General features: G+C 69.2%; 12 protein-coding genes and 1 riboswitch. Of the genes, 5 read left to right on the plus strand and 7 right to left on the minus strand.

Annotated elements, in window-relative coordinates; all coding sequences use genetic code 11:
- Positions 1-79 precede the first annotated feature (79 nt).
- The 5 genes from OG587_RS21585 to OG587_RS21605 all read right to left on the minus strand — a co-directional run bounded on the left by OG587_RS21585 (position 80) and on the right by OG587_RS21605 (position 6,067).
- On the minus strand, positions 80-1,138 hold the full coding sequence (locus OG587_RS21585; protein ID WP_329093032.1) for an ABC transporter ATP-binding protein: 1,059 nt from the start codon (positions 1,136-1,138) through the stop codon (positions 80-82).
- Positions 1,135-2,136 carry an ABC transporter ATP-binding protein gene (locus tag OG587_RS21590; protein WP_329093034.1) on the minus strand — a complete coding sequence of 334 codons (1,002 nt, stop codon included), beginning with the start codon at positions 2,134-2,136 and terminating at the stop codon, positions 1,135-1,137. The genes OG587_RS21585 and OG587_RS21590 overlap by 4 nt, the downstream gene beginning before the upstream one ends.
- 14 nt (positions 2,137-2,150) lie before the next feature.
- The gene (locus OG587_RS21595; RefSeq protein ID WP_329093035.1) at positions 2,151-3,131 is read right to left on the minus strand and encodes an ABC transporter permease; all 981 of its coding nucleotides are present in this window, start codon (positions 3,129-3,131) and stop codon (positions 2,151-2,153) included.
- A gap of 122 nt (positions 3,132-3,253) precedes the next feature.
- Positions 3,254-5,047, minus strand: coding sequence for an ABC transporter substrate-binding protein (locus OG587_RS21600; RefSeq protein ID WP_329093036.1), 1,794 nt, complete (start codon positions 5,045-5,047; stop codon positions 3,254-3,256).
- An 18-nt stretch (positions 5,048-5,065) separates the two neighbouring features.
- Positions 5,066-6,067, minus strand: coding sequence for an ABC transporter permease (locus OG587_RS21605; RefSeq protein ID WP_329093038.1), 1,002 nt, complete (start codon positions 6,065-6,067; stop codon positions 5,066-5,068).
- A gap of 665 nt (positions 6,068-6,732) precedes the next feature.
- Positions 6,733-6,863, plus strand: a riboswitch (FMN riboswitch).
- Positions 6,864-7,377: 514 nt separating this feature from the next.
- Between OG587_RS21605 and OG587_RS21610 the strand changes: the two genes are divergently transcribed.
- The 5 genes from OG587_RS21610 to OG587_RS21630 all read left to right on the plus strand — a co-directional run bounded on the left by OG587_RS21610 (position 7,378) and on the right by OG587_RS21630 (position 10,488).
- Entirely contained in the window at positions 7,378-8,010 is a 633-nt protein-coding gene (locus OG587_RS21610; RefSeq protein ID WP_329093040.1) for a riboflavin synthase, read from the plus strand.
- On the plus strand, positions 8,007-8,153 hold the full coding sequence (locus OG587_RS21615; protein ID WP_329093042.1) for a hypothetical protein: 147 nt from the start codon (positions 8,007-8,009) through the stop codon (positions 8,151-8,153). The genes OG587_RS21610 and OG587_RS21615 overlap by 4 nt, the downstream gene beginning before the upstream one ends.
- Entirely contained in the window at positions 8,150-9,364 is a 1,215-nt protein-coding gene (locus OG587_RS21620) for a bifunctional 3,4-dihydroxy-2-butanone-4-phosphate synthase/GTP cyclohydrolase II (protein WP_329093043.1), read from the plus strand. Before OG587_RS21615 ends, OG587_RS21620 begins: the two co-directional genes overlap by 4 nt.
- 58 nt (positions 9,365-9,422) lie before the next feature.
- A complete protein-coding gene (ribH, locus tag OG587_RS21625) occupies positions 9,423-9,893 on the plus strand; it encodes a 6,7-dimethyl-8-ribityllumazine synthase (RefSeq protein ID WP_329093045.1) in 471 nt (156 codons plus the stop codon).
- Positions 9,894-10,029: 136 nt separating this feature from the next.
- A complete protein-coding gene (locus OG587_RS21630; RefSeq protein ID WP_329093047.1) occupies positions 10,030-10,488 on the plus strand; it encodes a PH domain-containing protein in 459 nt (152 codons plus the stop codon).
- Between the two features lie 105 nt (positions 10,489-10,593).
- Here OG587_RS21630 and OG587_RS21635 read toward each other — a convergent pair whose 3' ends face one another.
- Together OG587_RS21635 and OG587_RS21640 are read right to left on the minus strand one after the other, a co-directional pair.
- Entirely contained in the window at positions 10,594-11,262 is a 669-nt protein-coding gene (locus tag OG587_RS21635) for a potassium channel family protein (RefSeq protein ID WP_329093050.1), read from the minus strand.
- The gene (locus tag OG587_RS21640) at positions 11,255-12,595 is read right to left on the minus strand and encodes a TrkH family potassium uptake protein (RefSeq protein ID WP_329093052.1); all 1,341 of its coding nucleotides are present in this window, start codon (positions 12,593-12,595) and stop codon (positions 11,255-11,257) included. The genes OG587_RS21635 and OG587_RS21640 overlap by 8 nt, the downstream gene beginning before the upstream one ends.
- Positions 12,596-12,752: the final 157 nt, after the last annotated feature.

Genomic DNA, 12,752 nt, shown 5'->3' on the forward strand with positions numbered 1-12,752 from the left:
CGGGAGCCGTCCGGTGAAGGAGGCCGGGGAGGCCGGTCCGCGGGCGCCCGGCACCGGCGGGGATGCCGCTACGGGGTCCTCAGGACTGCAGCGCCGGGTCCAGCACCACGTCCCGGCCGTGCACGGTCGGCTGCTCGGGGAAGTGACAGGCGGTCAGGTGACCCTCCTCGTTGCCCTCCAGCCTGACCAGCGGGGGCTCCTCGGTCGCGCACTTGTCCTGAGCCTTCCAGCAGCGGGTGCGGAAGCGGCAGCCGGACGGCGGGTTGATCGGGGAGGGCACGTCCCCGGCCAGGCGGATGCGCTCGCGCGGCTCCTCGTCCTCCAGCACCTCCGGCACCGCCGACAGCAGCGCGTGGGTGTAGGGGTGACGGGGGCGCTCGTACAGGGAGGCGCGGTCGGCGACCTCGACGATCTTGCCGAGATACATGACCGCGACCCGCTGGGAGAAGTGCCGCACGATCGCCAGGTCGTGCGCGATGAACAGGAACGCGATGCCCATGTCCCGCTGGAGCTGCTGGAGCAGGTTGACGACCTGAGCCTGGATGGAGACGTCGAGGGCGGAGACCGGCTCGTCCGCGATGATCAGCTTGGGGTTGAGGGAGAGCGCGCGGGCCACCCCGATGCGCTGCCGCTGACCGCCGGAGAACTCGTGCGGGAAGCGGTTGAAGTGCTCGGGGTTGAGCCCGACGATCTCCAGGAGCTCCCGGACCCGGTTGTCCCTGCCGCCCGGCGGGTTGATGCCGTTGATCTCCATCGGGCCGCCGACGATGGTGCCGACCGTGTGCCGGGGGTTCAGCGACGAGTACGGGTCCTGGAAGATCATCTGGATCTCGGCCCGGATCGGCTTCAGCTCCCTGCGCTTGGCGTGGCCGATCTCCCGTCCGGCGTACCTGATGCTGCCCGCCGTGGGCTCCAGCAGCCGGGACGCCAGCCGCCCGGCGGTGGACTTGCCGCAGCCGGACTCGCCGACCAGGCCGAGCGTCTCACCGGCGTGCACCGTCAGGTCGATGCCGTCCACCGCGTGGACCTTGCCGACCTGGTGTTTGAAGACGACACCGCCCATCACCGGGAAGTGCTTCTTCAGCCCGGACAGCTCCAGCAGCGCCTCGCCGCGGGGTTCGCCGGTTGTCTCGCTCATTTCTGGATCTCCCTCTTCTGGGCGAGGGTCAGGTAGCACGCGTCGCCGTGGCCGCGGTGCGGGGACAGTTCGGGCCGCTCGGAACGGCACAGCCCGGGGCCGGCCAGCTCCATGAAGTCGCACCGGGGGTGGAAGGGGCAGCCGGACGGGACGTTGATCAGGCTCGGCGGGGTGCCGCGGACCGGCCGGAGCGGCACGTCCACCGGGGCGTTCAGGCGGGGCATGGAGGCCAGCAGGCCCCAGGTGTAGGGGTGGCGGGGCTCGTGGAGGACCTCCCTGACGGTCCCGCGCTCGACCGCCCGCCCGGCGTACATCACCAGCACGTCGTGCGCGGTGTTGGCGACCACGCCGAGGTCGTGGGTGATCAGGATGATCGAGGCCCCCGTCTGGTCCTGGAGCTCCTTGAGCAGGTCCAGGATCTGGGCCTGCACGGTCACGTCCAGGGCGGTGGTGGGCTCGTCGGCGATCAGCAGGTCCGGGTCGCACACCAGTGCCATCGCGATCATCGCGCGCTGGCGCATGCCGCCGGAGAACTGGTGGGGATAGTCGTCCACCCTGGTCTTCGGCTGGGGGATGCCGACCCGCGTCAGCATCTCGATCGCGCGGCTCCTGGCCTCGGCGCGGCTCGCGCCGGTGTGCTTGCGGTAGACCTCGGAGATCTGCTTGCCGATGGTGTGGTACGGGGAGAGCGAGGTCAGCGGGTCCTGGAAGATCATCGCGACCTTGTTGCCGCGCAGCTTCTCCATGGTGGACCGGGAGGCGCCGATCAGCTCCTCGCCGTCCAGCCGGATCTCTCCGCCGATCTTGGTGGTCTCCGGGTTGTGCAGGCCGAGCACGGTCAGGTTGGTCACCGACTTGCCGGACCCGGACTCGCCGACGATGCCCAGCGTGGTGCCCTTCTCCACGTCGAAGGAGAGCCCGTCCACCGCGTGGACGACGCCGTCCTCGGTGTGGAAGTCAACGGTCAGGTCACGGACCGAGAGGAACGGAGTTGACACTTTCTTCAAGGCTCCTAGCTCAGCCGCACGCGGGGGTCGATGAAGGCGTACGCGATGTCGACGACGATGTTGAAGAGGACGATCGCGGCGGCCGCGACGAGCACCGTCGCCATCAGCATGGGCAGGTCGGAGTTGGTGACCGCCTTGACCGACAGCTGGCCGAGCCCCTGGAGGCCGAAGGTCTGCTCGGTGATGATCGCGCCGCCGATCAGCGCGCCGAGGTCCACACCGAAGATCGTGATGATCGGCGTCAGTGTGCCGCGCATCGCGAAACGCATCACGACGCTGCGGCCGGACATGCCCTTGGCCCGCGCGGTGCGGACGTAGTCCTCGCCGAGCTGTTCCACCATCGTCGAACGGGTCATGCGGGTGTAGTTGGCGGTGAAGATGATCGCCAGCACCAGCCAGGGCAGCAGCAGGCCGGTGGCCCAGCCGACGGGGTCCTGGGTGAACTCCACGTACTTGGGACGCCAGAAGATCTGGTTCTGGTAGACGAGGAAGTACAGCGCGAGGGTGCCGATGAAGTAGATCTGCACGGAGGCGCCGATGAGGGACGACACACTGGCGATCTTGTCCAGCGGCTTGCCCTGCCGGAGCGCCGCGATGATGCCGGTCGCCACACCGAAGGTGAGGAAGACGACCGCGGCCCCGATGGTGAGCGAGATGGTCAGCGGGAGCCGGTCCAGGATCGTCTCCCACACCGGCGCGCGGTTGACGAAGGAGAAGCCGAGGCAGGGGGCGGGGCAGTCGCCCAGGCCCCCGTAGTCGCGGCCGACGAAGATCCCGGCCAGCCAGGCCACGAACTGGGCGAACAGGGGCTGATCCAGTCCCAGGTTGTGCCGCGCCTGCTCCAGCAGCTCCGGCGGGCAGACCTTGCCGCAGGCGAGTCTCGCCGGGTCGGCGGGCACGGCGAAGAAGAGGAAGAACGTGACCGCGGAGATGATCACGAGTGTGACCACGGCGCCGAGTATGCGGCGAGTGATGAATGGAAGCATTGCCTGTTTTCCCGAGGTGGCTGGGACCGGTGGGGCCGGGAGGCCCCTGGCCGCGGCCCGGCGGGGATGTCGTCATCCCCGCCGGGCCACGGCCGCCGGTTCTCCTACGGTTTCGTGGGCCGTTACGGCTTCACGAAGATGCTGTTGGGCGAGACGACCCACGACTGCGGGTCGATCTCGGCGCCACCGACCTTGGAGCCGTGCAGGGTGTTGGCGATCCGGTTCTCGGCGACGACCAGCGGGGTGATCGTCTCCTGGATCTTCTTGTCCAGAGCCATCCACGCCTTGTTCTGCGCGTCGATGTCGGTCATCGCCGTGATCTCCTCCATCTCCTTGGCGAGCGCCGGGTCCTTCAGGTGCGCGTAGTTCGGCGCACCGTCGGCGATCGGGCCGAAGATGACGGGCAGGACCGTCGTGCCGGACGGCCAGTCGGCGCCCCAGCCAGCCCAGTAGAGGTCGAACTCGTTCTTCACCTTGCCGATGGAGTCGTAGTAGGTCTTGCGGTCCAGGGGCTTGGCCACGACCTTGATGCCGGCCTTCTCCAGGGCGTTCTTGATCACGACGGTGATCTGCTCCTGGAGCGGCGTCTGGTTGTAGGCGTAGACGATGGTCGGCGTCGGGTTGGTCGACTCGGCGAGCAGCTGCTTGGCCTTCTCGACGTCACCCTCGGGCTTGGCCTCCTTGCCGAACAGGTCGTAGGACTCGTAGCCGACCGTGGTGTTCTCGTTCAGGATCGTGGTGGGCAGCGCCGCCGCCGCCGGGCCGCCGTAGACCTGCTGGATCTGCTTGGACGGCCACGCGTGGTTGATGGCCTGGCGGATCTTGATGTCCTTCACCCGGTCAAGGTTGAAGTAGTAGTAGTTGCCGTACGGCGAGGGGCTCTTCATCAGGCGGGGGGCCAGGTCGGCGTCGCCGAGCACCTGCTGCAGCCGCTCCGGCTGGGTGGTCGCGTAGGGGGTGAACGCGGTCTGGTCGGGGCCGGTGTCCGCGATCAGGCGGTCGTTGATCTGCAGGTTCTCCTGGCCGAACTCCAGGCGCCAGGCGTCGGGGTAGGCGCCGCGGATCGGGTCGGTGGCCGCGTCCCAGTTCGGGTTGCGCTCCAGCTCCATCGACTTGTCGACGACGTGGCTCTTGATGATGTACGGGCCGCTGGAGACAGGCTTCTTGTCGTACTGCTCCTTGGTGTCCTTCTCCTTGGGCACGATGCCGTAGCCGCCCATGGCGAAGGCGTAGTTGGCGTCGGCGTGCGGCGTCTTGAACTTGTAGACGATCGTCTTGTCGTCCGGCGTCTCGATGTTCTCAAGGCGCTTGCCGTCGTACGGGCCCTGGTAGGCCTTCTTGTGGTCGACCTCGGTCAGCCACTGCTGGATGTAGGTCGGGCCCTGGGTGACGAACGGGGCGAACGTCCGTTCCATGCTCCACTTGACGTCCTCGGACGTGATCGGGGTGCCGTCCTGCCACTTCACGCCGTCCTTGAGGGTGAAGGTCCAGGTCTTGCCGCCGTCGGAGACGGTGCCCGAGTCGGTGGCCAGGTCGCCGACCAGCTTGTAGTCACTCGGGCCGATGCGCTTGTAGCCCGTCAGGGTGCGGCCGATGAGCAGGCCGAAGTTCGACATCGTGTTGACGTAGACCTGGGCCGGGTCGAGGTGGCCGATGTCGTCACGGTCGATCATCGTGACGGTGCCGCCCTTGACGACGCCCTCGGGCTCGATGGCCGGGCCCTTGGAGTCGTCGGCCGTTCCGACGGTGATCGTCGGCGGCTTGTAGGTCGCCGCGGGGGCCGCCGCGCCGGACGCGCCGGATGCCGCGCCGCTGGGGGCCGCGGGAGCGCCCTGGTTGCCCTGGGCGCAGGCACTGGTGAGTGCGAGCGCGCCTATGGCGAGTACGGCCATCGCTGACCGTGTACGGACTTTCATCTTTCTCCTATTTCCGATCTAGCGCTTGAGCTTGGGGTCGAAGGCGTCGCGAACCGAGTCGCCCAGGAGGTTGAACGCGATCACGAAGATCAGGAGGGCGACACCGGGAAATATCAGGTAGGTGATGTCGTTCTGGTAGATCTCGGTGCCGCGACGGAACATGCGGCCCCAGTCGGGGATGGGCTCGATCATGCCGACGCCCAGGAAGGACAGCGCCGCCTCGGCCGTCACCAGCGCGGGGAGCAGCAGCGTCGACTGGATGAGGATCGGGGTCCAGAGGTTCGGCAGCAGTTCCTTGAAGACGATCCTGGCGGGAGAGGCGCCGGTCACCTTCGCGGCCTCGACGAACTCCCGCTCGCGCAGGGAGAGCACCTGGCCGCGCAGCAGCCGCGCGAGGCCGGCCCACTGGAAGATCGTCAGCGCGATCACGAGGGTGACCGCTCGCAGCCAGATGGGCGTCTCCTCGTCCGGCCTGACGAACAGGTTCTCCACGACCGGCATGAACGCGATGATGAAGAGCACCGAGGGGAACGACAGGACGATGTCGATGAGGCGGCCGATGAAGTAGTCGGTCTTGCCCCCGGCGTACCCGGCGACGATGCCCATCACGATGCCGATCGCCGTCGCGATGATCGTCGCGGTGACCGCGATCGACAGGGAGGTCCTGATTCCGTAGACGAGCTGGGTGAACACGTCACGGCCGAGGCCGGGCTCGATGCCGAACCAGAACTCCGAGCTGATGCCGCCGTTGGGCAGGACCGGGTAGCCGTAGTCGTTCAGCAGGCCCGGCATGTCCTGGCCGTACAGGGCGTAGGGGTCCTTGCCGTACAGCCAGGCGATGACCGGCGCGAGGAGCGCGACCAGGAAGAAGAAAATCACCACCACGGCCGAGACGATGCCGGTCCGGTCGCGTCGGAAGCGCAGCCACATCAGCTGCCCGGGTGAGCGGCCCACCGTTTCCGGTGTCTTCGCCGCCAGTACCTCCCCGGTCGTGGTCGTGGCTGGTGCAGGGATGGTCATCGTGCGGAGGCTCCCAACGAGCATGGTGAGCGGGATCCCTGGAACCATTGCAAAGCAGACCATGACAATCAATGGCCTGGTCATTACTCATTTTTTTGTTGTATAACGTCCACCTGTTTGTGGCTGCAATTCCGTTGACGTAGATAGGGGGTGACGTGGGAAGATAGGGCTCCCGAAGGTGGATATTCACGGATTTGTGACACGTTCATGACGCGTCCGGGATGGATTTGTCCGGGTCTGACCCTGCTTGTGTCACAAGCTCGTACAGTGTCACAGATCCGAGACAATGGCGTGCCTGGGCGTCGTGCGGGGGTAACCCTCCACTTACCGGGATGCGGGGCATGAATCACGGCCTTTTCGGACCGGAGTCGGTGACCTGGAAGGTGATGGGCGAGCGGATCCTGCTCGCCGCGGGTTTCCGCGCACTCCTCATGCAGGGCCCGCGCCCTCGGGTGACGCGCTCCTGTGGTCGCTCGACGCGCCGCCTCCGGCCCGCCTGCCCCCCGGACGCGCGGAGGGCGTAGAAGGCGCGGCGTGACCCGACCAAACGCTCGCTTGTTCCACATGGTGGAAGAGGGTGCCGCCCGGTTTTCCGGACATGGCACACTGGTAGAGGAGGGTGAACCGTCCGCGGCATGCCCTCCGCGAGAACGAGAGAAGCAGAGCAGCGTGCTCCGGGGTCGGTGAAATTCCGAGCCGGCGGTTACAGTCCGCGACCCGGTCGAAGCCATCGACCGGTTGACCTGGTGAAACTCCAGGACCGACGGTTAGAGTCCGGATGGGAGGAAGCGCGCGAGCGGAGAGTGTCTTCGGGCACCCTCCGCTGATCGGGTGTACGCACCCGTTGATCCCCCGGGGCCCGCCGTGGCAAAAAGCTACTGGCGAGTAGGAGACCTCGGGTGACTGATCCGGCGCGGACGCGCCAAGCAGCCGGGCGCGCCCCTCACGGGCACGGCGCCGTCGGCCCCCGTCATTTTCCGCATTCCCCGTCCGGCCGTTCCCGATCCGGGCACACCGGCACATCCCTTCCTTCGCGCGCGCCCCGCCCTCCGGACGCGCGCCCTTCCGCGCCCCGCGCTCCCGGCCCCCGGACGACTTTCCCGCGGCCCGCAGGAAGGCTTCCCGTTCCCCCGGAGTTCACCTTCGACGGAGAGCCCGGCGGGCGCGACCGCCCGCCCTCGCCCGGTGCCGCCGGGCCGGACGGCGGTCGCGCCCGCCGGGCGAGAGCCTCCCGGAGTCCGAGGACGCCGCACCGCACCGGCCACGACCCGCGCCCGGCCCTCCGGGCGATCCCCCGCAAGGAGCTGTGAATGTTCACCGGAATCGTCGAAGAACTGGGAGAGATCGCCGGGATCGAGCCGCTGACCGACGCGGCCCGGCTGTCGATCCGCGGCAGAACGGTCACCGCGGACGCCGGGCACGGCGACTCGATCGCCGTCAACGGCGTCTGCCTGACCGTGGTGGACGTCGTGGATGGGGTGTTCACCGCCGACGTGATGAAGGAGACCCTCGACCGCAGCTCCCTCGGCGCGCTGAGACCCGGCTCCCCGGTCAACCTGGAGCGCGCGGTCCGCGCCGACCAGCGGCTGGGCGGCCACATCGTGCAGGGCCACGTGGACGGGACGGGCGTCCTGCTGTCGCGGGAGCCCGCCGAGCACTGGGAGGTCGTCCGGATCTCCCTGCCGCCCGAGCTCGACCGCTACGTGGTCGAGAAGGGTTCGATCGCCGTCGACGGCGTCAGCCTGACCGTCATGGGCGTCGGCTCCGGCGGCTTCGCCGTCAGCCTCATCCCCACCACCCTGAGCCTGACCACCCTCGGCGCGAAGCGGCCGGGAGACCCGGTGAACCTCGAGGTCGACGTGATCGCCAAGCACGTGGAGAAGCTCGTCGGGGCGTACGCCCCGGCCGGGGACGCCACGACGGACCAGGTGAGAAGGCCGTGAACCACCTCGAAACCGGATCCGAGGTCCCCGGGACCCCCGGGACCCCTGGGACCCCTGGAAACACGGCCGCGCCGGCCGGACTCGTCAACTGGCTCAAGGAGTACCGGTCGAGGGCCGTGCTCGTCCCCGAGGAGGCCTTGTGATCAAGCTGGACCCGATCGAGCGCGCGATCGCCGACATCCGCGAGGGCAGGGCCGTCGTGGTCGTCGACGACGAGAACCGCGAGAACGAGGGCGACATCATCTTCGCCGCGTCCAGGGCCACCCCGGAACTGCTCGCCTTCACCATCCGGCACAGCAGCGGCGTGGTCTGCGTGCCGATGCGCGGCGAGCACCTCGACAGGCTCGGCCTGCCGCTGATGGTGTACGACAACAAGGAGCGCCTGCGCACCGCGTACACGATCAGCGTGGACGCCAGGGACGGGGTGAGCACCGGCATCTCCGCCGCGGACAGGGCCCGCACGATCCGCGCCCTGGCCGACTCGGCGACCGAGCCGTCCGAGCTGGTACGGCCGGGACACGTCTTCCCGCTCCGCTACCGGGAGGGCGGCGTCCTGGCCCGGCGCGGCCACACCGAGGCGTCCGTGGACCTGGCCAGGCTCGCCGGGCTGAGCGAGGCGGGCGTGCTCGCCGAGGTCGTCAACGACGACGGCACCATGATGCGGCTGCCGGAGCTGCGTGACTTCTGCGACGAGCACGACCTGGCGCTCGTCTCGATCGAGCAGCTGGTGGAGTTCAGGCGCCGGACCGAGCGGATGGTCACCAGGGTCGCCGAGACGCGGCTGCCGAACAGGTACGGCGAGTGGCGGGCCTACGGCTTCGCGAGCTCGCTGGACGGCGGCGAGCACCTGGCCCTGGTCCTCGGCGACATCGAGGACGGCGAGAACATCATGGTCAGGGCGCACTCCGAATGCCTGACCGGCGACGTGCTCGGGTCGCTGCGGTGCGACTGCGGGGTGCAGCTCGACCACGCCATGTCGCGGATCGCCGACGAGGGCCGGGGCGTGGTCGTCTACCTGCGCGGGCACGAGGGACGCGGCATCGGGCTGCTGGCCAAGCTCAGGGCGTACAGCCTCCAGGACGCCGGAAGTGACACCGTCGACGCCAACCTGGAGCTCGGGCTGCCGGTGGACGCGCGGGAGTTCTCCAACGCCGGGCAGATCCTCGCCGACCTGGGCGTGAAGTCGATCCGGCTGCTGACCAACAACCCGGCCAAGCTGCGCGGCATGGACGGCTACGGCATCAAGGTGCTCGGCCGCGAGCCCATGCCGGTGGCGATGAACCCGCACAACGAGAAATACCTGTCGGCCAAGCGCGACCGCCTCGGCCACGAGATCCCCAGGGAGGGCGAATGAGTGAGCGAGCGGGTCGGACGGAGCGGGACGAGCGCGTGAGCGGGCGCGGGGTGATCGCGTGAGCGGGGCCGGGCGACCGTCGGCCGGGGCCGTCGAGGCGAAGGGGCTGACCGTCGGCGTCGTCGCCGCCCGGTGGCACGAGAAGATCACCGATCAGCTCGTGACGCGGGCCGAGCAGGCGGGCAGGGACAGCGGCGCGGCGGTGACCGTGGTGCGGGTGGCCGGGTCGCTGGAGATCCCGGTCGTGGCGCAGGCGCTGGCCAGGAGGTACGACGCGGTCGTCGCCCTCGGGGTCGTGATCCGCGGTGAGACCCCCCACTTCGACTACGTGTGCGACTCCGTCACCTCGGGCCTGACCCGGGTCTCCCTCGACGAGGAGGTCCCGGTCGGCAACGGCGTGCTGACCTGTGAGTCCCTCGACCAGGCCCTCGACAGGTCGGGGCTGCCGGGCAGCCACGAGGACAAGGGCTACGAGGCCACCGTCGCCGCCCTGGGGACGGCGCTGCTGCTGCGGGAACTCCGCTCCTAGGGTCGCCCCGTGCGAGCCTGCCCCGCCGTGCCGCGGTGATCGGTGCGGCGGGGCCGTGCGGTAGGTTGCCATCGGCGCCGTGACCAGCTGTCACAGCCGTTCCGACCGGTGGTTTCCAAAGGATCGTGATCTGAGAGTGAGCCCGGAGAGCGTCTCCCCGCCCCCGTTGCCCGTCGTGTGGCGACCCAGGAAGGGGCGGATCGCGGCCTACGGCTTCGCGGGCCTGATCATGCTCGGCGCGGTGCTGATGGCGATCTTCCTGGCCGAGCCGTTCACCCTGGCCGACAGGATCGCGATGATCGGGCTGGGCGGGCTGGTCGCCGGGGTCCTGCACCTGCTGGGACGGGTCCGGGTGGAGGCCGACGAGCAGGGGATCACCGTCGTCAACCCGCTGCGGGTGCACCGCTACGAGTGGCCCGAGGTGCTCGGGGTCACCCTGGTCGCCCACGAGCCCTGGGCGAAGATCGACTTCACCGACGGGGCCACGGTCGGCGCGATGGGCCTGCAGGGCTCGGAGAAGGACCGCACCGTCCGCCAGGTCCGCGAGCTCGCCGCCCTCATCAGGGAACGCGGCGAGGCGTCCGAGACCCGCTGAGCCGCCGCGCGGGGGCTCGGCGGCCCGCTACCGGCCTCGCCCGACCCGCCGGACAAGGGATCGGGGCCGGGCCGCCGTACGGGGCTCACGGCCGGGATCCCGCGCTCAGGTCTCCTCGGCGAACCGCTCGACCTTGTCGGTATCGCCCGCCACGAGCAGGGTGTCGCCGCTCTGGATCACCGTGTCCGAGGTGGCGTACGTGAATCTGCCGTCGGGTTTCTTGATCCCGACCACGGTGACCCCGTACTTGCTGCGGACGCCCAGGCTGCCCAGGCTCCTGCCGTCCGCCCACCGGGGCGCCATGGTCTTGATCATGGCGTAGTCCTCGTCGACCTCCACGTAGTCGAGCATCCGCCCGGTGACCAGGTGCGCGACCCGCTCGCCCATGTCGTGCTCCGGCTGCACCACGTGGTGTGCGCCGACCCGCTGCAGGATCCGGCTGTGCTGCAGGCTGATCGACTTGGCCCAGATGTCGGCCACTCCCAGGTCCGCCAGGATCGAGGTGGTCAGGATGCTCGCCTCGATGTCGGTGCCGATGCCGACCACGGCCCGGCCGAACTCCCTGATGCCCAGCTGTTCGAGGGCGTCGGGATCGGTGGAGTCGGCGCACACCACGTGGGTGAGCCGCCCGGAGAAGTGCTGCACGTTCTTGGAGTCGTTGTCGACGCCGAGCACCTCGATGTCGCGGCTCACCAGTTCCGCCGCCAGCGCGCCGCCGAACCGGCCGAGGCCGATCACCACGACCGCGTCGCCGCGATTCTTCTTGTCAACCAACGAGGGGACGCTCCTCCGGGTATCGGAACCGACGGGTCTGGACGTGCAGTGCGAGCGCGGCGCCGAGGGTCACCGGGCCGAGCCGTCCGACGAACATCAGGAGGGTCAGGATCAGGTGTCCCGCGGTGCCGACGTCGGCGGTGATCCCGGTCGACAGCCCGACCGTGCCGAAGGCCGAGATCACCTCGAACAGTACGCGGTCGAGCTTGAACGGGGTCACCGTCATCAACGCGAACGTGCCCACGGCGACCGACGCCACACTCAGCAGGGCGATCGTCAGCGCCTGCCGCTGCAGCTGCTCGGGAATGCGGCGGCGGCCCGCCGAGACGTCGGGCTCGCCGCGCAGTTCGGCGAGGATCACGAACCCGAGCAGTGCGAACGTCGTCACCTTGATGCCGCCCCCGGTACTCGCGCTGCCCGCTCCGATGAACATCAGCACGTCGCTGATCAGCCAGGAGCTCTCGCTCATCTGGGAGGTGTCCACGGAGTTCAGGCCGCCGCTGCGGGTCATCGCGCTGTGGAAGAACCCGGCCATGACCCGGAGCCCGGGGGAGAGGCCGCCCATCGTGCCGGGGTTGTTCCACTCGGTGACGGTGACGGCCACCGCCCCGCCGAACAGCAGGACGGCGGTCATCCCCAGCGTGATCTTGGCGTGCAGCGTCCAGCGCGCCGGGCGGCGCCAGTTCTGCCGCAGTACGGCGTAGACGGGGAAGCCGAGACCTCCGGCGACCACCGCGAGGATGAGCGGGAGGCAGATCCACGGGTCGGTGACGAACCTCATCATGCTGTCCGGCCAGAGCGCGAACCCGGCGTTGGTGAATGCCGAGATCGCATGAAAAATCCCGTAATAGATGGCGCGGCCGACCGGCTCCCCGTACCCGATCACGAAGCGGGCGGCGAGCACCGCGGCGGTCAGCGTCTCGGCGACCAGCGTGACCTTGGCGACCCCCACGATCACCCGTCGTACGTCGCCGGGACCGAGGGTCTTGGTCTCGGCCTGGGTGTTGAGGCGGGCGCGCAGGCCGAGCTTGCCGGAGACGACCACCGCGAGGATCGAGGAGAGCGTCATGATCCCGAAGCCGCCGATCTGCATCAGCACCAGGAGCACGATCTCGCCGAAGAACGACCAGTGCGCCGCGGTGTCGTGCACGGCGAGCCCGGTCACGCACACCGCCGAGGTGGCGGTGAACAGGGCCGACGTCCACGAGGCACTCTGGCCCCCCTCGACCGCGATCGGCAGCGAGAGCAGCCCCGTCCCGGTGAGGACCACCGCCAGGAACGCCGCCACGACGACCCTGGACGGGGTGTTGATCCGGTCGAGCAGGTTCTTCACAGGGGGTGACAATACTTCTTCGCGGGGAACGGCAGTATGCCCGCCGGTCCCCGAGTCCCCCGGCGGGCCACCCGCCACGGAGCCGTCACCGGCGTGCCCCGCGTGCCACGGGGTTCCTGTGAGACGCCGGTTCCGGGTCGCGGTGTGATCACGCGAG

The organism is Streptosporangium sp. NBC_01469 (assembly GCF_036227305.1).
Taxonomy (GTDB): Bacteria; Actinomycetota; Actinomycetes; order Streptosporangiales; family Streptosporangiaceae; genus Streptosporangium.